This is a genomic window from Chloracidobacterium thermophilum B, from assembly GCF_000226295.1.
In the GTDB taxonomy this organism is placed as follows: domain Bacteria; phylum Acidobacteriota; class Blastocatellia; order Chloracidobacteriales; family Chloracidobacteriaceae; genus Chloracidobacterium; species Chloracidobacterium thermophilum.
The window spans coordinates 821,549-843,564 of record NC_016025.1 but is presented as its reverse complement, the minus strand read 5'-3'; the positions used below and the strand labels follow the sequence as shown (position 1 = coordinate 843,564).

Below are 22,016 nucleotides of genomic sequence, written 5' to 3'. Positions count from 1 at the left end.
AGTTGCATGGTCAGTCGGTTGCCGGGACGTGTATAGATGTGTACAGCCTGGTCAGCGGCTTTGCCCCCAGCCTGACTGGGGCTGAAAGCCGATGCTGTGCTGCCAAAAGCTACAGGCCAAAAGCTACAGGCCAAAAGCTACAGGTTTGTGAGGTCTTACACCAATGGCTGAAGAAATTCCCTCCCGGCTGTCACCCTACCGCAGTTCATCGGATATTCCCGAAGGACGCAAGTTGTCGCGCAACTTTTATGCAGCCCGGGTTACTTCCCCGCCAGTCATGAATACAACCCCACCGGCGCCAGCAGGTGGCTTTGGACGTGAAATCCCACGGGGGCGAAAACTTCCGGCCGGTTTTTACGCCAGCCGCCGCACTTCCGCCTTTCAGCCGGAGCAGTACACCAAGCCCATCCCACGGAAAACGCCACGGATTACAGGCCGGCCCACGACGGATTGGTACGATCCACGGTAGCCCCGGCCGTTTCCGGCTTTACTCCGGCAACGCGCTGCTTTCCAGCCTGGCCAGCCATTGGCGGACACGCACGACATCGTCGGGGGTGTCCACGCCAATGGCGCGGTGTTTTGTCTCCACGACGCGAATCCGCAGGCCATGGGTCAGCGCGCGGAGTTGTTCCAGTCCTTCGGCCAGTTCGAGTGGCGCTGGCGGAAGCGCCGTCAGGTGCAGCAGTGCCCGGCGGCGGTAAACGTACAGCCCCGTGTGCTTCCGCCACAGGGTCCGGGCGATGTCCGGCTGGCGTGGATAGGGAATCGGGGCGCGTGAAAAATACAGCGCGTTACCCTGGGCATCACACACCACCTTGACCACGTGAGGATTTTCAGCATCCGCCGCCTCCAGCGGCTCGCAAGTCGTTGCCAGGGGCAGGTCCGGCTCGGACTGCACCGGGTGCAGGGCTGCCGTAATGGTTTCGGGTGCGATGAGCGGTTCATCGCCCTGGACGTTGACGATGATTTCGGCATCGAGCGTCGCGGCCACCTCGGCAATGCGGTCAGTGCCGCTGAGGTGATCGGCGCGGGTCATCCGGGCTTCACCGCCAAACTGCACAACGGCATCCGCAATCCGGGGATCGTCCGTGGCGACGATAACCTGTTCAATCTCCGGTACCTGCCGAACCCGGGCATAGACGCGCTGAATCATCGGCTGCCCAGCGAGGTCAATGAGCGGCTTGCCGGGCAGGCGCGTGGCGTCGTAGCGGGCAGGGATGATAGCCACCGTTGACGGCAAGGCGTTGACTCCGTTTTCGTCCTAAACTTTTTCCGGGGCCGTCGTGCCGAGCAGACCCGTGGGTCGTACGAGCAGCACCGTGACCAGAATGGCAAAGGCCACGGCGTCCTTGTAGGGATTGAGCGCCGCTGGCAGGTAGCCGGTCGCCATCGTTTCCGCCAATCCGATAATGACGCCGCCCAGCACCGCGCCGGTGACGTTGCCAATGCCTCCCAGAACCGCCGCAATGAACGCCTTGAGTCCCGTCGTGATGCCAATCAGCGGGTCGAACTTCGGATAACGCAGGGCCACGAGAATGCCGGCCGCCGCCGCCAGCGCCGAGCCAAGGGCAAAGGTCAGGGCAATGATGCGGTTGGTGTCAATGCCCATCAGCTTGGCCGTGTCCAGGTCATGGGCCACAGCGCGCATGGCGCGTCCGAAAGCCGTCCGGTGGACGAGCTGGTGCAGCCCTACCGTCAGCAGCAGCGATGCGCCCAGAATGGCCAGGTCGGGAGTGGTGATCCGGGCCGCGCCATAGACCGGAAACTGTCCGGGTGGAAGCAGTTGCGGGAAAAACTTGGGGTTGGCGCCAAAGACAATCTGCCCCAGGTTTTCCAGAAACAGCGATACGCCAATCGCCGTGATGAGCGCCGTCAGGCGGGAAGCCTGGCGAATCGGACGGTAGGCCAGCCGCTCAATGGCCAGCCCAACCACGGCGCACAGCAACATAGCCACCAGCAAAACCACGGCTGCCTGCAACCATGACGGGTTGACTTCGGAAAAGCCCAGCCGCAGCGCCGTGTAGTAGCCGGCAAACGTCCCCAGCATGTACACGTCTCCGTGGGCAAAGTTGATGAGCCGCAGCACGCCATAGACCATCGTGTAGCCCAAGGCAATGAGCGCGTAAATGCTGCCGAGCGCCAGCCCGTTGATGAGTTGTTGAAGGAAGGTTTCCATACGGCAGAGCAGGTTGGTTTTGGTGGGATAAACCGCTTCAATGCGGCCTGTCTGTCATCCGGCAGAACACACCCCGGCCGGAAACAGCCCCGGCTGTTTCCTGCGCCTTGGCCGCAAGGAGCCGTTCGCCTTTGTCACGTACGCTTGAGACGCTGGTCTTCGACAATACATACACCACCTTGCCGGAAGACTACTACAGCCGGGTGGCACCGACGCCGCTGCGTGGCGCCCGTCTGGTGGCCTTCAACCCGGAAGCCGCCGCCCTGCTGGACCTGGACCCTTCCGAGGCGGCCCGCCCGGACTTTGTGGCGTACTTCAACGGCGAAAAAGCACTGCCCGGCGCCGAGCCGCTGGCGGCGCTCTATGCCGGCCACCAGTTCGGCGTGTATGTGCCGCAGCTTGGCGACGGCCGCGCCCTCCTGCTTGGCGAAGTGCGCAATGCGCGCGGTGAGAGGTGGGACCTGCAAGTCAAGGGCAGTGGCCGTACACCCTATTCCCGCATGGGCGACGGCCGCGCTGTCCTGCGCTCGACGATTCGGGAGTATCTCGGTAGCGAAGCCATGCACGCGCTTGGCATCCCCACGACGCGCGCCCTCTGCATCATCGGCAGCGACGAGCCGGTGTACCGGGAGACGGTCGAGCGGGGGGCGCTGCTGGTTCGGCTGGCCCCGACGCACGTGCGGTTTGGTTCGTTCGAGGTGTTTTTCCATCGCCGTCGCCTGGCGGATGTGGCGCGTCTGGCCGATTACGTCATCGGGCAGTTTTTCCCGGAACTTCAGGCGCTCGGTGAAGAAGACCGCTTTGCCGCCTTCCTGCAGGAAGTCGTGAACCGGACGGCGCGGCTGGTTGCCCAGTGGCAGGCTGTCGGGTTTGCCCACGGCGTACTCAATACCGACAACATGTCCATTCTGGGCCTGACGCTCGATTACGGCCCCTTTGGTTTTCTGGACGACTACGACCCGCACTTCATCTGCAACCATTCGGATGTCACCGGGCGGTATGCCTTCAACCAGCAGCCGGGCATTGCCCTGTGGAATCTGCGCTGTCTGGCGCAGACCTTCCTCCCCTGGGTGCCGCGCGAGCGGCTGGTGGACAGCCTCAACGCTTTTCGGGACGTGTTTTTTGACGAGTATGAGCGGCTGATGTTCGCCAAACTGGGGTTGCACCACCCGCAACCGGGAGACGCCGAACTGCTGGCCGACTGGTTGGAACTGCTGGCACAGAACCGGGCCGATTACACCCTCGCGTTCCGGCGGCTGGCGGAAACCGTCCCGGAAGACCCGGTGCATCCCGCGAATGCACGCCTGCAGGACCTGTTTGTGGATCGGGAAGCCGTGGCAGCCTGGCTGACGAAGTACGGCTGTCGGCTGGCCCAGGAAGGCGTGCCGTCATCAGAACGCCAGGCGCGCATGCGCAGCGTCAATCCGAAGTACATCCTGCGCAACTATCTGGCCCAGATCGCCATTGAACGTGCCGAGGAAGGTGATTTCTCCGAAATCGAGCGGCTGCTGACCGTCCTGCGACAGCCCTATGCCGAGCAGCCGGAGGCGGCCCGGTATGCCGAACCGCCGCCGGACTGGGGGCGTCGCCTCGAAATAAGCTGTTCTTCCTGAAGATGTTTCGGGGCTGCCGGCAGGCTCCGCAGACCACATCCGGGCTGGACATTCCACCGGGCATCATAGACAATCCGGCTGGAATGTTCTGACAAGGCATAGCGCACCAACCAGGTCAAAGCCCGGAAGAGAGGAGTCTGGTTCGCATGCTGACGTATGCCGCGGTTTTCTGCGCGTCCCTGGTGGCGGCTTTTCTTCTGACGCCGCTGATTCGCAACTGGGCGCGCCGCTGGGAATCGCTCGTGGATACGCCATCGGCGGCACGCCACGTCCACACCCGGCCCATTCCGCGCGTCGGCGGCATTGCCATTTTTCTGGCTTTTCTGGTGGGAGTGACCACAGCGTTCGGATTTGAGGCCGGCGGACAACTCAGCGGCACAGTGGCTCTGTCGGCCAAGTTCCTGTTGCCCACGCTGGCAATGTTCATCCTGGGTCTGGTGGATGACATCTGGCGGTTACGGGCCGGTGTGAAGTTTGTCATCGAGGTTCTTATTGCCACCTGGTTTCACTTCACCGTTCAGGGAATTACGAGTCTGCCCAATCCCCTGACCGGCACGACCATCGAGCTTGGTATCTGGGGGCTGCCCATCACGGTGCTGTGGCTGGTCGGCATCAGCAATGCCTTCAACCTCATTGACGGTGTGGATGGGCTGTCGGCCGGCGCGGCGCTGTTTTCGACGCTTACTCTGGCTTACGTGGCGGCGGCCAACGGCAATGTGCCACTGGCGCTGCTGCTGTGCGCGCTGGCCGGCGGTACAGCCGGTTTTCTGAAGTACAACTTCAATCCGGCGACGGTGTTTATGGGTGACTGCGGCAGCCTGTTCATTGGCTTCACGCTGGCCGGGCTGGCGCTGCTGTATGCGCAGAAATCCGCCACCACCGTGACCGTGGCCATTCCACTGCTGGCCTTCGGGCTGCCCATCATGGAAACGGCGCTCTCCATCGGGCGGCGGTTCCTGGCCGGCAAGCCCATTTTTGAAGCCGACCGCCGGCACATGCACCATCGGTTGCTGGCGCAGGGCTATTCACACCGCACGACGACCATCTTTCTGTACGGCCTGTCCGCCTTCTTTGCGCTCATGAGTCTGCTGGCGTACAACTCGCCCAACCGCCTGCTGGGGTTGATTCTGCTGACGCTGGGCATTGTCATCTGGATTGCTGTGCAGCACTTCGGCTACCACGAGTTTGGTGAAATCGGGCGGGTTATCCAGCGGTCGCTCAACCAGCGGAGCGTCATTGCCAACAACATCCGCATTCACGAACTGACCGAGTCTCTGCTGGGTTCAGAGAGCTTCGAGGCGTTTTACACCCACCTGAGCAAATGCTTCGAGGCGACCGATTTCACCCAGGTCGAAATTCACCTGCCGCTCAAGTATGCCTGGCACGTCCAGGAACACCCCGGCTTTCGGTTTGCCCGCCGGGGGGCGCTGGTCATTGCCACCTGGACGGCGGCCACAGCCACCGGGGAGGAGGATTGTCCCGTTGTGAAGCTGGTGATTCCCCTGCGGTTTGAAGATGGTCAGTCGGGATGCCTCGAACTCCACTGTTCCCCCGAACGTCCCCTGCTGTTTGATGTCAACCTTCTCTTTGGCAAGTTGCGGCGGGTCATCGAGCAAACTGTCTCCCGGTTGCCGGTCGAGGCTCCCGATCCCCGGCGGCTGCACGAGAGTTTCTTTGACTCCGGCAGCAGCTTGCTTCCCAAAATAACACGTCCGTGACAACCTACCGGTGGCCGCGCGCCTGCGGCCTGTTGTTGCACCCCACCTCGTTGCCCGGGCCGGATGGCATTGGCACGCTGGACGGGCATCTCGAACAATGGCTCGATTTTCTTGCTGCTGCGGGCCAAACCTACTGGCAAATCCTGCCGCTGGTGCCCACCGGCTACGGCGACTCGCCTTACGCCGGCCTGTCGGCCTTTGCCGGAAACCCACTGCTGATTCCATCGGAAACCCTGGTTGAACTGGGTCTCGTGCCGCGCCAACGGCTGCACGAACGTCCGCCTTTCTCCGAACAACGTGTGGATTACGGCGCGGTCATCACCTGGAAGCAGAGGCTTCTGGCGGAAGCCTTTGAGCGTTTCGCGGCGGCCGCCCCGGATGCCTGGCGAGCCGATTTCGAGGCGTTTTGCGCGGCTGAAGCCGACTGGCTGACCGATTATGCGCTCTTCCGGGCGCTCAAAGATGCCCACGGCGGCCGCGCGTGGCATACGTGGCCGCCAGAGTTGCGCGACCGGAAGCCAGCGGCGCTGGAAGCCGCCCGGCGCAACCTGAGTACGGCCGTGGCCTCGCACCAGTTTCAGCAGTGGCTTTTCTTCCGCCAGTGGCAGCGCACCCGTGAAGCCTGTCACCGCCGTGGCATCCGCATCATCGGCGACGCGCCAATTTTTGTCGCCTACGACTCGGCCGATGTCTGGGCCAACCGGGAACTGTTCAAGCTCGATGCCGAGGGGCGGCCCACGCATGTTGCCGGCGTACCGCCGGACTACTTCAGTGCCACGGGACAGCTCTGGGGCAATCCCCTCTACCGATGGCAGCGCATGGCGGACACTGGTTTTGGCTGGTGGCTGGCCCGGATGCGCCATCTGTTCCGGCTCGTGGATGTCGTGCGGCTGGATCACTTCCGTGGTTTTGCTGCCTGCTGGACCATTCCGGCCGACGCGCCGACGGCGGCTACCGGCAGGTGGGTCAAAACACCCGGACGCAAGCTGTTTACGGCAATGAGACGTGCGTTTGGCGTCCTGCCCATCATTGCCGAAGACCTGGGTGTGATTACCCCGGATGTCGTGGCGCTGCGCGATGCCTTCGGTTTTCCCGGCATGCGGGTGTTGCAGTTTGCCTTTGGCGGCGATCCCAACAATCAGGACCTGCCGCATAACTACGTTCCCAATGCCGTGGTTTATACCGGAACGCACGACAACGACACGACGGTTGGCTGGTATGCCAGTCGTCCGGGCGTCGGTTCGACGCGCGACGCCGAAGGGATTGAGCGGGAACGGGCTTTCTGTCGGGCGTATCTCAACACCAATGGCGCTGAGATTCACTGGGATTTCATCCGGGCGGCTTACGCCAGCGTGGCCCATACGGCGATTGTTCCGATGCAGGATGTCCTGGGGCTGGGGAGTGAAGGGCGCATGAACCTGCCAGCCAGTGAACGCGGCAACTGGTCCTGGCGCTGCCGGCGGGAGGACTTCACGGCATCAGCGGCCAAACGCCTGCGCGAATTGGCCTACCTGTACGGCCGGTTGCCCGGTTCATCCGGCTCGGATTGACGCACCAGCCGGCCCTGGCTGTTTTCCCGATGACACCCGGCGCTGATCGGTACGTCGGGCGCGGCACGGTGCTGAAAAAAAGCGGAAAATCTGCGGACATGATGCGCTATTGTGGCCCAAATCACCTGGCTGGCCATTCATCCGGGAATGGCCGCCGCGCTCCGAGGTAATGCGGTATGTCCGTTCGCATCGTCGTTATCAGCGATACCCACGGCAACCACGACTTTCACGTGCCGGAGGGTGACATTCTCATTCATGCCGGCGACTTCACGCGGCGTGGCACCATGGATGAACTCCGCCTTTTCGACGCTTTTCTGCGCCGGCAGCCACATCCGCACAAGTTCGTCGTCTCCGGCAACCACGATCACTGCGCCCAGGAAAACCAGGGAGCACCCCATGCGCTGCTGGAAAACGCCGTCCACCTGCTGGACGCCTCGGCTGTGGCCTGTGGTCTCAAAATCTACGGCAGCCCGTGGCAGCCCTGGTTTATGAACGGGGCCTTCAACCTGTGGAAAAAAACGGCCCTGCGGGAAAAGTGGGATTTGATTCCCGAAGGCATTGACATCCTGATTACCCACACGCCGCCGTATGACATTCTCGACCGCACGCAGTTTGGCTGGCGGGTTGGCTGTGACGAACTGCGCGCGGCCGTGGAGCGGGTTGCCCCCCGGCTGCACGTCTTCGGCCATATTCACGAAGCCTACGGCCGCATGCGGAAGGGAACGACCGAGTTTGTCAACGCGGCGCTGTGCAACCTGCGTTACCGTCTCGTCAATGCCCCGGTTGTGGTTGACCTGGAAGTGTAGCCGTTCATGACGCAGCGGATAGCCATTCTGGGTGGCGGGCAACTGGCGCGCATGTCGGCTGTGGCCGCCTACCGTCTGGGCTGTGAAGTGGGTATCGTGGCGCGTCCGGGCGACGACAGCCCGGCCCTGCGGCTGGCTACGGAACGCTTCGTGGGTGACTGGTCATCCCCGGCGCTGCTCGATGCCGTGGCTGCCTACGCCGATGTCGTGCTGCTCGAAAACGAGTTCATTGCGCCCGACATCCTGCGCTACCTCGAAGCCACCGGCAAGTGTCAGGTTGTACCCTCTTCCCAGACCATTGCCCTTGTGCAGGACAAGTTTTTCCAGAAAACGGCGCTGGCTCAGGCCGGGCTGCCCGTGCCCCGCTTTACGGCCGTGGACACGCCCGATGACGTGCTGGCCGCCAGCCACCGCTTCGGCCTGCCGTTGGTGCTCAAGTGCCGGACAAATGGTTATGACGGCTACGGGAATGAACTCATCCGGGGAACCACCGACATTGCCCCGGCCTTTGAGAAACTGCTCCGGCGCGGCAGCCCCCTGATGGTCGAGGAATTCATCCCGTTCACCAAAGAGCTGGCCGTGATGGCCGTACGCAACCAGCGCGGGGAAGAGGTGATTTACCCGGTGGTGGAAACCATCCAGCATGCCCACGTGTGCCACACGGTACTGGCTCCGGCGGCGGTTTCCGAAACGACGGCGGCGAACGTGACCGCGCTGGCGCGACAGGTGCTCGAAGCCATCCACGGGACGGGCATCTTTGGCATTGAGCTGTTTCTGCTCAACGACGGCGAAGTGCTCATCAATGAAATTGCGCCGCGCCCACACAACTCGGGCCACTACACCATTGAGGCGTGTGAAACCTCGCAGTTTGAAAACCACATCCGGTCCGGGTTGAACCTGCCCCTGGGGTCGCCGCGCATGCGTACGCCCGTGGCCGTGATGGTCAATCTGCTCAGCGGCTTTGAAGCGCCAGCGCAACCGACGGGCCTGGAAACGGCGTTGCAGGTGCCGGGCGTGACGGTGCACCTGTACGGCAAAAAGGCTTCCCGTCCGGGACGCAAAATGGGGCATGTCACGGCCCTGGGCGCTGACCTGGTGGAAACCCGCGAGCGGGCGCTGCGGGCGGCACGGGCCATAGCCATCTAGGAGCCACGTTCGGTCGGTTCCGGGAGCCTGCCGGCGGCCTGCCAGGCGAGCAGCCAGCCGGTGACTTCGCCGTAGTTGGCAATGCCCGACGAGACGCCGTTGGCCTGAAGGTAGGCATGGTTGAGCCGGGCCGAGACGCGCGCCAGCCGACCGGAAGCGTAGCGCGACCAGTAGCGCCGCTGCGCCTGCCAGTCCGCGCGCAGGCCGTCACCGGCTAACGCCATGACAGCCGCATAGCGCTCGGGTGTCCGTGCCAGGTCACGGAGGGCATACCGGGCGGCGCCTGCCCAGCCGCTATACCGGATGTAAGGGTGATCTGACCGCAGGCACACCACGGCGGCGACGAAGTTGGCTTCGCTTTCAAAGGCAAAGCCACGCTGGTGCGCCATTTCGTGCGCCAGCGTGAACGGCAGGCTGCTGGCCGGCTGGTGCGCGTCGTAGTGCGGCTCACCGGTGAAGGGGATGAAAATGCCGGAAATACCGGCGCGCGCCATCAGTTCCGATGACCAGGGAGCCTTGGGCGGCGCAAAGGGGATGTCGGCCAGATGGGAAAGCTCCGGGCAACGGCGGAAACTTTCGGTCAGCAGGCTGGCCAGTTGGGCTGGCGACATGGGAAGCCGGCTGCCCTGCTCGGCATCCATCACCGGCGCTGCAGCCGCCAGCTCGGCATTGGCCCGTTCGATGCAGGTACGGGCAAACTGTTCGAGGGCCACCGGGTCGGGCGGTGGCGGCGTCAGCGCAAAGGTCTGCCGCACGGCCGACCGCGCGTAGTGATAGCCGAACAGAAGCAGAAAAACGTGTGTTCCCAGCCCGACGACGAGCAGGATGACCGGCACGCCGCGCCCCAGCAGGATGCCCAGCCGTGGGCGCTCGCGCCGTCCGCGCCACAGCGCCCAGCCCAGCAGACCAAGCCCCCCCAACCCCAGAAACCCCACGAGGACTTCGGCCAGCGAGAAAGGCACGAGCCGGGCCGGCCACCCTACCCAGGCGGCCAGGAGGGGATACAGCCGCCGGGCATACAGTCCTTCCACCCAGGCCGGACAGGCCTCCGCCAGCCGGCGCAGGCCGTAGGCGCTGCCGCTCACGACGCCCGCCAGCAGCCACAGGCTCCAGGTCAGGGCAGCAGGGCGATGCATGGCAGAGACCGGCCGGGGCGTGTCCGTTCAGACCTCGGCATCATCCGCTTGCGCGGCTTTTTTTCGTTTGCGCGGTGCAGCCGGTGGTGGTGGCGGTTCAGGCTGGCGTTCGGCCATTTCTTCAAGGCGCTCCCGGAGCGCTTCAAGCTGGTCAGCAATGGCATCGAGCTGGCGGCTGAGCTGCTTGTAATCGTCGCGCGTCGGAATGTTCATCGTGCGCAGGCTGGCGCCGACGAGTTCCTGTACGCGGTTGGCCAGATTCATGGGCTGTTCGAGTGCCGTGGCCAGCGCGGTGGCAAACTGCGGATTGTGAACCAGTTGCTCCCAGCGTTCGGTGGCCTGCTCAACGACGTTCTCGAAGATGGTCGGTGGGGAGGTTTTGCGTTTGTCCTTGAGTTTGTCGTGTTTGTCGTCTTTTTTGTGTTTGCTCACGGGAAGCGGCCTCAGTCGAAAGAAAGTTGCGCAGCAGATGCGCCGGATGTCGCACGAAACATAGCACGAACGGCAGGGATAGCCGCGAAGGGAATCAGCCCGGAGCTGTTTCCACACCAGCCGGTTTCGTTCCCACCGATTGGGCGAGCCGCCGGGCCAGACGTGTCAGCGGAAGTGCATCGAGTTCATCCGGCGTCACCCAGCGCACTTCGGCATCTGTCGCCGCGCCGGGTGTTTTAACCGCCGCCGGAAACACGTGCAGTATCTGGCGAAAATGGGTGAAGTTGTGGGTGAGGACGGGTCCCGGCAGGCCAGGGCCGGGTGGGAGTCCCAGCCTGTGCCGTCCACTGGCGGCTGTCTCGGCCGGCAACTCGCCTTCCCGGCAGGGAAAGGTGGGAAACTCCCACAGCCCGCCCAGCAGTCCCTTCTGGTGGCGGCGAACGACCAGGTAGCGCCCCTGCCAGGTGACGAGCAGGCACGCGAACATCCGGGTCGGACGTATCCGGCGGGGCGGTCGGAGCGGATAGTGCGCCGTCAGTTTGTAGCGTTGCGCCATGCAGTCGGCCGCCAGCGGACACGTGGCACACTGTGGCGTGCGCGGGCGGCACACCATTGCGCCTAGCTCCATGAGCGCCTGGTTGACATCACCCGGACGCGCGCCGCCGACGAGCGCCTGGGCTGCCGCCTGCACCACCGTTGCTTGTCGTGCAGGGTCGTCGCCGATGTCCGTCGCGCAGAAACGCGCCAGAACACGCCGGACGTTTCCATCAATGGCCGCGACGGGTTCACCAAAGGCCATCGAGGCTACGGCGGCCGCAGTGTAGTCCCCGACGCCGGGCAGCGTTCGCCATTCAGCAAAGGTTGCCGGAAGCTGTCCCTGCCGAAGGGTGCAAATCTCTTGGGCCGCGCGGTGCAGCCGCCGGGCGCGCTGGTAGTAGCCCAGTCCTTCCCACAGTTTGAGCACCGTGTCGAGGTCGGCGGCAGCCAGATCGGCGACAGTTGGAAAGTGCGCCATGAAGCGGAGGTAATAGGTGGCCGCGCGTGCCGCTTGGGTCTGCTGCGCCAGCGTTTCGGCCACCCACAACCGGTAGGGATCGGTCGTCTGCCGCCAGGGCAGATCGCGCCGGTGGCCGTCAAACCATTCCAGCAGCCGCCGTCGTACGGTCACTGGCGTGGCTTTCATGTGACCGTGCCGCCGTCGAGAATGATAACTTCACCGTTCATGTAGGCATTCCGGTCGGAAACCAGAAACGCCGCCAGTTCACCAACTTCCTGGGGAGTGCCCAGCCGCCCGACCGAACACCACATTTCGTAGGTTTCACGGAAGCGGTCCGGCAGGGTGTGTCCCAAATCCGTGTCGAAGATGCCAGCGGCAATGGCGTTGACCAACACGCCGAACGCCGCCCCTTCCCGCGCCAGCATCTTCGTGAAGCCGATGACGGCGGCCTTCGAGGTGGCGTAGTGGACGCTGGTCGGCACGCTGCGAATGCCGGCAATCGAGCTGATGTTGAGAATCCGGCCGTAGCGCCGCCGGGCCATGTGCTTGAAGACTGGCTTGGTGACGTTGAACAGGCCGTTGAGGTTGACGCCCATGACCTCATCCCACGCCTTGTCGCTCATGGTGAGGAACATGTCCGGCCGGTTCACGGCCGCATTGTTGACGAGAATATCAATCCGTTCAAAGTCGGCCAGAACTTCCTGCACGACCCGTTTCATCGCCGGGCGGTCGGCAACCGAGGCCCGGTAGGTGACGACGCGCCGCCCCAGGGCGCGAATGGCTGTCGCTGCTTCTTCGGCCGCCGCATCGTTGGTGTGGTAGTTGAGGGCAATATCGCAGCCTTCACGGGCAAACACTTCGCAGATGCCACGTCCGATGCCGCGCGAGCCGCCGGTGACGAGCGCCACTTTGCCTTCCAGCAGTTTTGACATGGGGTAAGCCGTTGTTGTTTTTTCAGGAACTGGCGGGGACAAGTGCTGAAAGTTCGTTCACGATGCGCTGAGTGGCATCGGGGACGCCGAGCGCTGCCGCTGCCTCGCGCATGGCCTTGAGCCGGGACGGCGTATCGAGCAGTTGCCGCAGCGTGGGCACGATGTCCTCGGCCCGGCGCAGCAGCAGGCCGGCATTGTGTTCTTCAAGCAGCACTCCCGTGCCGGCTTCCTGCGGCATTGGCGGTGTCACGGCGTCGGCAATGATGGGCAGCCGGGTGGCGAGCGCCTCGAAGGTCGTCAGCCCGCCCAGCTTCGAGACCATAACATCCGAGGCGCGCATCAGCCGCTCCATGTGGTTGGAAAAGCCCAGTACCTTGACCGGAAACCGCGCCTGCCGGGCCAACGTGCGCGCCTCGTCCGCCAGACGCGCATTTTTTCCGGTCAGAAACACCACCTGCAGGTCGAGGTCCGCCGCCACCAGGGAACGGTAAATCCGTGGAATGTTGCCGCCGCCAATCCAGCCGGCATTGACGAAGACGGTGAACTTCTCCGGGTCAAGACCGAGTTCCTTCCGCAGCATCCCGGGGTCGAGGTTGTTGACCTCCTGAAACTTCGGGTGGATCGGCATGCCGATGACCCGAATCCGATGCTCTTCCACACCGTATTCGAGCAGTTCGGCTTTGGCGCGTTCGTGGGCGACGATGTAGAGGTCCACATACGCATCGCTCCACGCCCGCCAGGAGTTGCCGCAGGGATCGGTGACGACGGTGACGAAGGGAATTTTACCCCGCAGGTTGAGGTCGTGCAGGATGCGCGCGATGGGGTACTGCAACATCGGGTGCACCGACACGATGAGATTCGGGCAGTGCTTGTCGAACAGCCGCTCCAGATAGGGCTTGGCGTAGCGTTCGATGATGACCCACCGCTCCGGGTGATAGCGGTTGATAAAGCGGTGGTAGTACTTGACGTATTTCTGGTGAGACCGCAGCAGAAAGTTGTAAACGTTGCCGGCCGCCCGTGTCACCGTACTGCATTCTTCCAAGGCATGGGCCGTATGAACCAGAAAATTAACGCCTTCGGCAACCTTGGTCAGTCCCGCTTCGAGCGCGCGGGCGGCGCTGGTGTGACCTCCGCCGGTATCGGAGGTCAGAATAAGAACCTTTTTTTCCACTCGACCCTCACGCGGTGCGGGATGTGACGCTTGCCGGAGCCACACTATAGTGACGCCCCTTGGCTGGAAACAAGCCCCTGACGCAGCGCGTTACCGGGTAGTCTGGTCGGGAACGATGGCAATACATTCAATCTCCACCCGGACATCCTTTGGCAGCCGGGCCACTTCAACGGTCGAACGCGCCGGCGGCGCACTGGGAAAGAACGTGGCATAGACTTCGTTCATCGCCTGAAACTCGTTCATATCCTTGAGGAAAACCGTCGTTTTGACGACGTGGGAGAGGTGGCTGCCAGCGGCCTGCAGGACGGCGGCCAGGTTGGTGAGCACCTGGCGGGTTTGGGTGGCAACATCCTCGCCGACAATGGTCATTGTGGCGGGGTCGAGGGGAATTTGCCCTGAAGTGAAGATGAACGGTCCAACCTGTACCGCTTGGGCATAGGGGCCAATGGCCGCCGGGGCCTGGTCGGTGGCAATGCGTGTGCAGATCATCGGGTGGTCTCCTGGAAAGGCATTTCCGGCGTGGAGGAAGAAGCCAGCTTGGCTTCAAGGTCAGCAAAGTAGCGCCGGGTGTGACGTTTTCCAATGTCGAGGTTGTCCCGGCAGGAGTGCGTGTTGCCCACGGTGCCGGCTGATTCGCTGAAATCCCGCCCCAGTACGCGGGCGGCAGTTTCGGCGTGATGCCGTCGCCAGTCCAGCAACTGACGGTCAAGGGTGACGAGTTCCCGCTCAAGCGCCAGCAACTGGTCGGGCGCAGTGGTGGGTGCAATCCGGTCGTAGTTCTGGCGCAGGTTGCCGGTTTGCCCGACTTCGCGCAGGACCTGTGCCAGAAGGCCATCGGGGCCGCCGTATTGGGCCAGAAAGTCTCGCATGCCCGGGCCGGCGATGAGGTGGTGGTAGAGCTGCTCCGCCGTGCGTCCCACCAACAGTTCGATCACCGTAAGCTGAACGCTTTGCAGTCCCGAAGTGTGCTGAAGCGCACCCCGGAACGCCAGGAAGCTCTCGCGGGTCAGCGTCTTCATCACCTCGAAGCCCTGGGTGGCGAGGGCAAACTCGACGTTGCAGCGGTGCAGCAGGGCTGTGCCTGAAGCAACTTCCGGTGGGGTGAGGCGGAAGCGGCGGATGATTTCCCGCAGATCGCGGATGACCTGGGCAAACCAGAACTCGAAGTGCTGGTGGACAGCGATGAACATCACCTCGTCGTAGCAGTCGGTCTGGCGCCCGGATTGCAGGGACTGAATGGTGTCGAGCTTGACGTAATCCCAGTAGGTGAGCGGTGTGCTGGTCATCAGGGTTGTTTGTCCTGCGGTGAGTCGGTCAGCCCGGCGTGTCAGCCTGAATATAACGTTTCGCCTGTGTTGCTGTCTGTCTTTTTCACGCTTCCCCGGTGGGGGTTGGGAGCGGGAAACCGCGCTGGCGGCCAGGGGTACGAGGGGTTGCCCTGGAAGCGGCGAGGCCTTTTGCCCCGGCCGGGGGACGTTCTATGCTTGTGTTCTGAACGTTGGCGCAATAACGATCTGTACCGGACGAAGTTGCTGTTGGATGCCTATGCCTATGCCTGCGATGTTCACCAAAGACCTGCAAACTGCACTCACCGCCGCTGTCAATGAGGCCATGGCGCGTGGGCATGAGTATCTCACGCTGGAACACGTGCTGTTTGCCCTGCTCGATGACCCGACTTCGGCGGACATCCTGCGCGCCTGCGGCGGCGACCTCGACGCGCTCCGCCGCGACCTGGAGCGGTTTTTTGCCGAGCGCCTGACGCCGGTGAAGCCGCCAGCCGGCAAGCTGCCCAACCCGCCGGAGCAGACAGCGGCGTTTCAGCGCGTGCTGGAACGGGCTTACGCCCAGGCACAAGCTTCCGAACAGCGCAAGATTGACGGCGGCAACATTCTGGCGGCGATGTATGGCGAGGAACACTCCCACGCCGTGTATCTTCTCAAGCGCCAAGGCATCGGGCGGCTGGACGTACTCAACTACATCTCGCATGGCATCTCCAAAGTGACGGAAGAGGAAACCGACGACGCCGAAGGGGATGAAGCTGCTCCCGCCCGGAACCCACTCGATATTTACACGGTCAATCTGGTCAAACGGGCCGCCCAGGGGTTGATTGACCCGCTCATTGGCCGGCAGGCGGAACTCGAACGTACCATCCAGGTGCTCTGCCGGCGGCGCAAAAACAATCCCATCTACATCGGTGACCCCGGCGTGGGCAAAACCGCCATTGCTGAAGGGCTGGCGATGAGGATTCACGCCGGCGACGTGCCGGACCTGCTCAAGGATGCCGAAGTGTATGCCCTCGATATGGGGGCGCTGCTGGCCGGGACACGCTACCGGGGGGACTTTGAGCAGCGCCTCAAGCAGGTCATTGCCGCGCTCAAGAAACGGCCCAACGCCATCCTGTTCATAGACGAAATCCACACCATCGTTGGCGCTGGCGCGGTCAACGGCGGCACGATGGATGCGGCCAACATTCTGAAACCGGCGCTGGCCGCCGGCGAACTGCGGTGCATCGGTTCCACAACGCATCAGGAATACAAGCAGTCCTTTGAGCGTGACCGCGCCCTGGCGCGCCGCTTCCAGAAGATCGAAGTCGGCGAGCCGACCATTGACGAAGCCGAGCAGATTTTGCTTGGTCTCAAGTCGGCTTATGAGCAGCACCATGGTGTGACCTACACGCGGGAGGCGCTGCGGGCCGCCGCCGAACTGGCAGCAAAACACATCACTGACCGCTGCCTGCCCGACAAGGCCATTGACGTGATGGATGAAGCTGGCGCGGCGCTCCGGCTGCTGCCGCCGGATGAGCGTCCCAAGATCGTTGGAACGCATGAGATCGAAACTGTCGTCGCCCGGATGGCGCGGGTGCCGGCCAAATCCGTTTCTGCCGCCGAGCGGGACCGGATACAGACGCTGGAGGCGGACTTGAAAGCCGTCATCTACGGTCAGGACAAAGCCATCGAGCAGGTCGTCAATGCCATCAAGATTTCCCGCGCCGGACTGGGCAGCCCGACCAAGCCGATTGGCTGCTTTCTGTTTTCCGGGCCGACCGGCGTCGGCAAAACCGAACTGGCCAAGCAACTGGCGCTGGCGCTGGGGGTGACGTTCCTGCGCTTCGACATGAGCGAATACATGGAAAAGCACACCGTGTCGCGGCTCATTGGCGCGCCCCCCGGTTACGTGGGCTTCGATCAGGGCGGTCTGCTGACCGATGCTGTGAACAAGCACCCCTACTCGGTCGTCGTCCTGGACGAAATCGAGAAGGCGCACCCTGACGTGTTCAACATCCTGCTCCAGGTCATGGACAGCGCCACGCTGACCGACAACAACGGCAAAAAGGCCGATTTCCGCAACGTCATTCTGATTATGACGACCAACGCTGGCGCAAAGGAAATGAGCGCCGCCGCGATTGGTTTCAAGAAGGAAGCCGGCGGAGGGCGTACCAAACAGGCCGTGGAGCGTACCTTCGCGCCGGAGTTTCGCAATCGCCTGGATGCGTGGATTGTGTTCGAGCCACTCTCGTTTGAGCACATCCAGCAGGTTGTCAGGAAGTTTCTCAATGAAGTCCAGGGGCAGTTGGCCGACCGGCAGGTGACGCTGGAGGTCAGCCCGGCGGCAGTCGAATGGCTGGCCAAACGGGGCTTTGATCCGAAGTATGGGGCGCGTCCGATGGGCCGGCTCATTCACGAGAAGATCAAGCAGCCGCTTGCCAACGAGATACTCTTTGGCACGCTGACCAAAGGTGGCCGGGCTGTGGTTGATCTGGCCGGTGAGGACCTCAGCCTCCACTACCACCCGGTTGAGTCTGCACCGTGAAACCGGCAGCGGTCATCATCATCGGGAGTGGCATTGCCGGCACAACCTTTGCGCACCGCTGCGCCCGCGCTGGCATGGAAGTGCTGGTTCTGGAAAAGGACGCCGAACCGGGCGGGGCGCTGCGGTCACACCGCTTTGCCAGAGGTAACGGCTTCTGGACGGAACTGGGTGCGCATACCTGTTACAACAGCTACGGTACGCTGCTTTCCGTCATCGAGGAGTGCGGGTTGCTCCCAGCGCTGCGCCCACGCGCCAAGGTGGGCTTCAAATTCCTGGTGAACAACCAGGTCAAGTCCATTCCCTCCCAACTGCATTTCCTTGAGGCGCTGCGGCATCTCCCCTTCGGCCTGCGGACGCCCAAGGCCGGCCGCAGCGTGGCGGACTACTACACCCAACTGTTGGGCGCAAAGAACTACGCCGATGTTCTCGCGCCAGCGTTCAATGCCGTGATGTGTCAGGCGGCTGGCGGCCTGCCGGCGGAGATGTTGTTCAAAAAGCGTCCCCGCCGCGCCGATGTGCAGCGGACCTACACGCTGCCCGACGGTTTGCAGGGCATCGTCAAGGCTGCTCTGGCACAGCCGGGCATCCATCTGGTGACCAACTGTGAAGTGTTGGCTGTGGAACGTGCCGACGCTGGCTTTGAAGTCACCACGGCCACCGGCGCGACCTATCAGACCAGGCTGCTTGTCGTGGCGACGCCGCCCCACGTGGCGGCCCAACTGTTGCGTCATGCCTTTCCTTCGGTGTCCGAAAAACTGTCCCGGATTCGGGTTGAGACCATCGAGACGGTGGGGGTGCTCGTCCCCCGGGCGGCTGTCAACATTCCTCCAATCGCAGGCTTGATTGCGCGGGATGATGTGTTTTATTCAGCGGTATCACGCGATGTTGTGCCGGACGCAACATGGCGTGGTTTTGCGTTTCATTTCAAGCCGGGCAAACTTGACGCAGAAGGCAGGCTGCGGCGCATTGCGGAGACACTGGGCATTGCTCCGACAGACATCGTTGAGTCAGTTTTTCGGACGAATGTGCTTCCCTCGCCCAAAGTCGGTCATGCCGCCCTCGTCGAAAGCCTGAACGCGACCCTTGCCGGCATGCCACTGTTTCTTGTCGGTAACTATTTTGAAGGCGTCTCGATTGAGGATTGCGCCCTCCGCGCCGTGCAGGAGTTTACCCGGCTGACCTCACTAAAGTGAGCTTTGGGTATGCTCCTGCAAACGCTCGGTAAGTTCCTTGCCTTCGGCGTGGGCGGCGGTGCGCTCGGCGTTGTGGCCGCAGTGGTAGGGGGCTACGCACTGCAAAACTACATCGGGGAAGAGATGCTGCCGCTCCTGTGGCTGATCGGCGGTCTGGGAGGCATGATTGTGGGAGTTTCCCAGGTGCCGTGGCGCAAGCGGCGCCGGAGACGCCGTCGCCGTCGTCCGCAGGTTGTGCTGCCGCCGATGAAACCGGCATCCGGCGGTATTCCGGGCGCGTTGTCCAGCCCGTCATCGGCGAGTGCCGACGGTCAGCCGGAGTTGATTCCCGGAGAACCCGCCAGTCTTTTCCAGCAGGCTACGGGCGCAACAACCGCGGAGCTGGCCAACGTCCGCGTCTGTGACGTGCGTCTTGATAGCGATGGCGAGCCGCTCGGCGTGCGGCTGTCGCAGAACGGCCAGGAGCGCGAGGTGTTTCTCGTCCATGACCACCACCGCGCTGTTGTTGCTGAAGCTCTTGAGGCTGCCCTGCGGCGCGAGCCGGGTAACCGGCGGGCCAGGCTGTTTCCCTGAAAGTCATTTTCCTTTGGCCTGGTTGGTGATAGCTTCCACCGCCACACGGAGCCTGTTCCTGATGCCACCTGGCAGTTGACCCTCTAAACGTCTATGCCTACTGCTGAAGAGTTGCGGCTTGCAGAATCGGCGGCCCGCACGAAACACTGGAAACGCTGGGGCCCTTACGTCAGCGAACGGGCCTGGGGCACCGTCCGGGAGGACTACAGCCCCCACGGCGATGCCTGGAAATACTTTCCTTATGAGCACAGCCGCTCAAAAGCCTATCGCTGGGGCGAAGACGGGCTGGCCGGAATTTGTGACCGGCGGCAAATCCTGTGCTTTGCGCTGGCACTGTGGAACGAACGCGACCCGCACCTGAAAGAACGGCTGTTCGGCCTGACCGGCCCGCAGGGCAACCACGGCGAGGATGTCAAGGAGTATTACTTCTACCTCGACTCGACGCCGACCCACAGCTACATGAAGTGGCTCTACAAGTATCCCCAGGCGCGGTTTCCCTACGAGGAACTGCTCCACTTTGGACGCGCCCGTTCCCGGCGCGAGCCGGAGTATGAACTGCTCGACACCGGGGTGTTTGCCGAACAGCGTTACTTCGATGTCTTCGTCGAATACGCCAAAGCCGACGTGGATGACATCGTCATCCGCATTACGGTCGTCAACCGGGGGCCGGAGCGCGCACCGATTCACATTCTGCCGACGCTCTGGTTTCGGAACACCTGGTCGTGGCAGCCGATGTCCGGCGAAAAGCCCTACATCCGGCAGGCGCCGGACCTGAACCGGACGCGCGTCCTGGCCTGTGATCATCCCACGCTGGGCAATCGCTGGTTGTACTGCCCTGATGCACCTGAATTGCTCTTTACCGAGAATGAAACCAACCTGGAGCGGTTGTACGGCGTTCCGAACCGCACACCTTACGTCAAGGACGGTATCAACGAATACCTCGTCAACGGGCGAACGTATGCTGTCAACCCGGCGCGCACCGGGACGAAAGCCGCCGCCCACTATCACTTCGAGCTGGAAGGTGGCGCGGCGACAACCCTGTGGCTGCGGCTGTGCAACTACGACCCGGACACACTGCGCGGGGAGCCGTTCGGGCCGGCAGCACGGGTGATGGCCGAGCGCCAGGTCGAAGCCGACGAATTCTATGCCACCCGCATTCCCGAAACGCTTTCAGCCGATGCCAGAAACGTCATGCGGCAGGCTTTTGCCGGCCTGCTCTGGACGAAGCAGTTTTACGCCTACGAGGTTGACCGGTGGCTGACGGGCGACCCGCTCCAGCCACCGCCGCCGCCGAGCCGCCTGCGCGGGCGCAACCGCAACTGGAAGCACCTCCACTGTGAGGATGTCATTTCCATGCCGGACAAGTGGGAGTACCCGTGGTTTGCCGCCTGGGATTTGGCCTTCCACTGCGTCCCACTGGCGCTGATTGACAGCGATTTTGCCAAGCAGCAGCTCATTCTTATGCTGCGCGAGTGGTACATGCATCCCAACGGCCAGCTTCCGGCCTACGAGTGGACGTTCGACGATGTCAACCCGCCGGTGCATGCCTGGGCGGCGTGGCGCGTCTATAAGATCGAAAAGAAGCGTACCGGGCAGGGGGACACGGCTTTTCTGGAGCGCGTCTTTCACAAGCTGCTGCTCAACTTCACCTGGTGGATCAACCGCAAGGATGCCGACGGCAGCAATATCTTCGAGGGCGGCTTTCTGGGGCTGGACAACATCGGCGTGTTTGACCGGAGCGCCAAACTGCCGACCGGCGGCACGCTGCAACAGTCAGACGCCACGAGCTGGATGGGGATGTACTGCCTCAACATGCTGGCCATGGCGCTTGAACTCGCCCGGTACGACCGGGTGTACGAAGATGTGGCCAGCAAGTTTTACGAGCACTTCCTCTACATTGCCGATGCCCTGAGTCATCGCGTGGGTGTAGAAGGGGATGCGCTCTGGGACGAGCAGGACGGGTTTTACTACGACGCCATTGCCTTTCCCGACGGGCGGCGGCTGCAACTGCGCGTCCGGTCCATGGTGGGACTGATTCCGCTCTTTGCCGTGCAGATGATGGAGAGCTGGTGGCTGGAGCAGTTGCCCGGCTTTCGCCGGCGCATGGACTGGTTCGTGCGCAACCGCCCTGAACTCGTCAACAGCATCGTTTCGGTGGATGAGCAGGGCAATGTCGTCCAGCAGTTGCTTTCGCTGCCAAACACAGCCCAACTGCGGCGCGTTTTGCGCATTATGCTGGATGAGAACGAGTTTCTTTCACCCTATGGCATCCGGTCGCTATCGCGTTACCATCGGGACCATCCCTACGTGCTGCACGTGAACGGGCAGGAGTACCGGGTGGATTACGACCCGGCTGAATCTTCCATCCCGATGTTCGGGGGCAACTCCAACTGGCGCGGCCCGGTCTGGTTTCCGCTCAACTTTCTCATCATTGAGTCCCTGCAGAAGTTTCACCACTTCTACGGTGACAGCTTCAAGGTCGAGTGCCCAACGGGTTCGGGCAAGCTGATGACCCTGTGGGAAGTGGCTACTGAGTTGTCCCGGCGGTTGTCGCGGATTTTTCTGCGTGACGCCGATGGGAAGCGGCCCGTCTATCGGCATCCAGGGATGGAATGTTTCGACACCGATCCGCACTGGCGCGACCTGGTGTTGTTTTACGAGTACTTTCACGGCGATACTGGCGCGGGCCTGGGCGCGAGTCACCAGACCGGATGGACAGCTCTGGTGGCCAAACTGCTGGCCCAGAGCGGCGAAGGATAAACC

General features: G+C 62.8%; 19 protein-coding genes. 10 read left to right on the top strand and 9 right to left on the bottom strand.

Annotation, left to right across the window (positions count from 1 at the left end; genetic code table 11):
- The first annotated feature begins 163 nt into the window (after positions 1 to 163).
- Positions 164 to 469, top strand: a complete 306-nt coding sequence (locus tag CABTHER_RS14520) for a hypothetical protein (protein ID WP_014101431.1) — start codon at positions 164 to 166, stop codon at positions 467 to 469.
- A gap of 18 nt (positions 470 to 487) precedes the next feature.
- Here CABTHER_RS14520 and kdsB read toward each other — a convergent pair whose 3' ends face one another.
- Together kdsB and CABTHER_RS14510 are read right to left on the bottom strand one after the other, a co-directional pair.
- Complete coding sequence (gene kdsB, locus CABTHER_RS14515; protein ID WP_014101430.1) at positions 488 to 1,240, bottom strand: 3-deoxy-manno-octulosonate cytidylyltransferase; 753 nt, start codon at positions 1,238 to 1,240, stop codon at positions 488 to 490.
- 21 nt (positions 1,241 to 1,261) lie between these two features.
- Entirely contained in the window at positions 1,262 to 2,176 is a 915-nt protein-coding gene (locus CABTHER_RS14510) for a branched-chain amino acid ABC transporter permease (RefSeq protein WP_014101429.1), read from the bottom strand.
- A gap of 131 nt (positions 2,177 to 2,307) precedes the next feature.
- On the opposite strand from CABTHER_RS14510, the gene CABTHER_RS14505 reads away from it, so the two are divergent.
- The 5 genes from CABTHER_RS14505 to CABTHER_RS14485 all read left to right on the top strand — a co-directional run bounded on the left by CABTHER_RS14505 (position 2,308) and on the right by CABTHER_RS14485 (position 9,009).
- Positions 2,308 to 3,789, top strand: coding sequence for a protein adenylyltransferase SelO (locus tag CABTHER_RS14505; protein ID WP_014101428.1), 1,482 nt, complete (start codon positions 2,308 to 2,310; stop codon positions 3,787 to 3,789).
- Positions 3,790 to 3,935: 146 nt separating this feature from the next.
- Positions 3,936 to 5,507 carry a glycosyltransferase family 4 protein gene (locus CABTHER_RS14500; protein ID WP_014101427.1) on the top strand — a complete coding sequence of 524 codons (1,572 nt, stop codon included), beginning with the start codon at positions 3,936 to 3,938 and terminating at the stop codon, positions 5,505 to 5,507.
- A complete protein-coding gene (malQ, locus tag CABTHER_RS14495; RefSeq protein WP_014101426.1) occupies positions 5,504 to 7,057 on the top strand; it encodes a 4-alpha-glucanotransferase in 1,554 nt (517 codons plus the stop codon). The genes CABTHER_RS14500 and malQ overlap by 4 nt, the downstream gene beginning before the upstream one ends.
- Before the next feature lie 176 nt (positions 7,058 to 7,233).
- Positions 7,234 to 7,863, top strand: a complete 630-nt coding sequence (locus CABTHER_RS14490) for a metallophosphatase domain-containing protein (RefSeq protein WP_014101425.1) — start codon at positions 7,234 to 7,236, stop codon at positions 7,861 to 7,863.
- A gap of 6 nt (positions 7,864 to 7,869) precedes the next feature.
- Complete coding sequence (locus CABTHER_RS14485; RefSeq protein ID WP_014101424.1) at positions 7,870 to 9,009, top strand: 5-(carboxyamino)imidazole ribonucleotide synthase; 1,140 nt, start codon at positions 7,870 to 7,872, stop codon at positions 9,007 to 9,009.
- Here CABTHER_RS14485 and CABTHER_RS14480 read toward each other — a convergent pair.
- The 7 genes from CABTHER_RS14480 to CABTHER_RS14450 form a co-directional block, all read right to left on the bottom strand.
- Positions 9,006 to 10,145 (bottom strand): DUF3810 domain-containing protein, encoded by a 1,140-nt coding sequence (locus CABTHER_RS14480; protein WP_014101423.1) that lies wholly within the window; start codon positions 10,143 to 10,145, stop codon positions 9,006 to 9,008. The two genes, CABTHER_RS14485 and CABTHER_RS14480, sit on opposite strands and share 4 nt — an antisense overlap.
- A 27-nt stretch (positions 10,146 to 10,172) precedes the next feature.
- On the bottom strand, positions 10,173 to 10,577 hold the full coding sequence (locus CABTHER_RS14475) for a hypothetical protein (protein WP_014101422.1): 405 nt from the start codon (positions 10,575 to 10,577) through the stop codon (positions 10,173 to 10,175).
- A gap of 94 nt (positions 10,578 to 10,671) precedes the next feature.
- On the bottom strand, positions 10,672 to 11,760 hold the full coding sequence (gene mutY / locus CABTHER_RS14470) for an A/G-specific adenine glycosylase (protein ID WP_014101421.1): 1,089 nt from the start codon (positions 11,758 to 11,760) through the stop codon (positions 10,672 to 10,674).
- Entirely contained in the window at positions 11,757 to 12,506 is a 750-nt protein-coding gene (locus CABTHER_RS14465; protein WP_014101420.1) for an SDR family oxidoreductase, read from the bottom strand. The genes mutY and CABTHER_RS14465 overlap by 4 nt, the downstream gene beginning before the upstream one ends.
- A gap of 22 nt (positions 12,507 to 12,528) precedes the next feature.
- Positions 12,529 to 13,677: a UDP-N-acetylglucosamine--LPS N-acetylglucosamine transferase gene (locus tag CABTHER_RS14460; protein WP_014101419.1), complete on the bottom strand. Its 1,149-nt coding sequence runs from the start codon at positions 13,675 to 13,677 to the stop codon at positions 12,529 to 12,531.
- 90 nt (positions 13,678 to 13,767) lie between these two features.
- Positions 13,768 to 14,166, bottom strand: a complete 399-nt coding sequence (locus CABTHER_RS14455; RefSeq protein ID WP_014101418.1) for a RidA family protein — start codon at positions 14,164 to 14,166, stop codon at positions 13,768 to 13,770.
- Positions 14,163 to 14,963 (bottom strand): tryptophan 2,3-dioxygenase family protein, encoded by an 801-nt coding sequence (locus CABTHER_RS14450; protein ID WP_014101417.1) that lies wholly within the window; start codon positions 14,961 to 14,963, stop codon positions 14,163 to 14,165. The genes CABTHER_RS14455 and CABTHER_RS14450 overlap by 4 nt, the downstream gene beginning before the upstream one ends.
- A 265-nt stretch (positions 14,964 to 15,228) precedes the next feature.
- On the opposite strand from CABTHER_RS14450, the gene clpA reads away from it, so the two are divergent.
- From clpA to CABTHER_RS14430, 4 genes are all read left to right on the top strand, one after another.
- Positions 15,229 to 17,487, top strand: a complete 2,259-nt coding sequence (gene clpA, locus CABTHER_RS14445; RefSeq protein ID WP_455423201.1) for an ATP-dependent Clp protease ATP-binding subunit ClpA — start codon at positions 15,229 to 15,231, stop codon at positions 17,485 to 17,487.
- Positions 17,484 to 18,680: a protoporphyrinogen/coproporphyrinogen oxidase gene (locus CABTHER_RS14440; protein WP_014101415.1), complete on the top strand. Its 1,197-nt coding sequence runs from the start codon at positions 17,484 to 17,486 to the stop codon at positions 18,678 to 18,680. Before clpA ends, CABTHER_RS14440 begins: the two co-directional genes overlap by 4 nt.
- Positions 18,681 to 18,689: 9 nt before the next feature.
- The gene (locus CABTHER_RS14435; RefSeq protein WP_014101414.1) at positions 18,690 to 19,253 is read left to right on the top strand and encodes a hypothetical protein; all 564 of its coding nucleotides are present in this window, start codon (positions 18,690 to 18,692) and stop codon (positions 19,251 to 19,253) included.
- 93 nt (positions 19,254 to 19,346) lie between these two features.
- A complete protein-coding gene (locus CABTHER_RS14430; protein WP_014101413.1) occupies positions 19,347 to 22,013 on the top strand; it encodes an MGH1-like glycoside hydrolase domain-containing protein in 2,667 nt (888 codons plus the stop codon).
- Positions 22,014 to 22,016 lie beyond the last annotated feature (3 nt).

Excerpts from the sequence above, each read along its gene's own strand:
- CABTHER_RS14520 (WP_014101431.1), top strand. The coding sequence starts at position 164 with ATGGCTGAAGAAATTCCCTCCCGGCTGTCACCCTACCGCAGTTCATCG.
- CABTHER_RS14510 (WP_014101429.1), bottom strand. The coding sequence starts at position 2,176 with ATGGAAACCTTCCTTCAACAACTCATCAACGGGCTGGCGCTCGGCAGC.
- CABTHER_RS14500 (WP_014101427.1), top strand. The coding sequence starts at position 3,936 with ATGCTGACGTATGCCGCGGTTTTCTGCGCGTCCCTGGTGGCGGCTTTT.
- CABTHER_RS14490 (WP_014101425.1), top strand. The coding sequence starts at position 7,234 with ATGTCCGTTCGCATCGTCGTTATCAGCGATACCCACGGCAACCACGAC.
- CABTHER_RS14485 (WP_014101424.1), top strand. The coding sequence starts at position 7,870 with ATGACGCAGCGGATAGCCATTCTGGGTGGCGGGCAACTGGCGCGCATG.
- CABTHER_RS14480 (WP_014101423.1), bottom strand. The coding sequence starts at position 10,145 with ATGCATCGCCCTGCTGCCCTGACCTGGAGCCTGTGGCTGCTGGCGGGC.
- mutY (WP_014101421.1), bottom strand. The coding sequence starts at position 11,760 with ATGAAAGCCACGCCAGTGACCGTACGACGGCGGCTGCTGGAATGGTTT.
- CABTHER_RS14465 (WP_014101420.1), bottom strand. The coding sequence starts at position 12,506 with ATGTCAAAACTGCTGGAAGGCAAAGTGGCGCTCGTCACCGGCGGCTCG.
- CABTHER_RS14455 (WP_014101418.1), bottom strand. The coding sequence starts at position 14,166 with ATGATCTGCACACGCATTGCCACCGACCAGGCCCCGGCGGCCATTGGC.
- CABTHER_RS14450 (WP_014101417.1), bottom strand. The coding sequence starts at position 14,963 with ATGACCAGCACACCGCTCACCTACTGGGATTACGTCAAGCTCGACACC.
- clpA (WP_455423201.1), top strand. The coding sequence starts at position 15,229 with ATGCCTGCGATGTTCACCAAAGACCTGCAAACTGCACTCACCGCCGCT.
- CABTHER_RS14435 (WP_014101414.1), top strand. The coding sequence starts at position 18,690 with ATGCTCCTGCAAACGCTCGGTAAGTTCCTTGCCTTCGGCGTGGGCGGC.
- CABTHER_RS14430 (WP_014101413.1), top strand. The coding sequence starts at position 19,347 with ATGCCTACTGCTGAAGAGTTGCGGCTTGCAGAATCGGCGGCCCGCACG.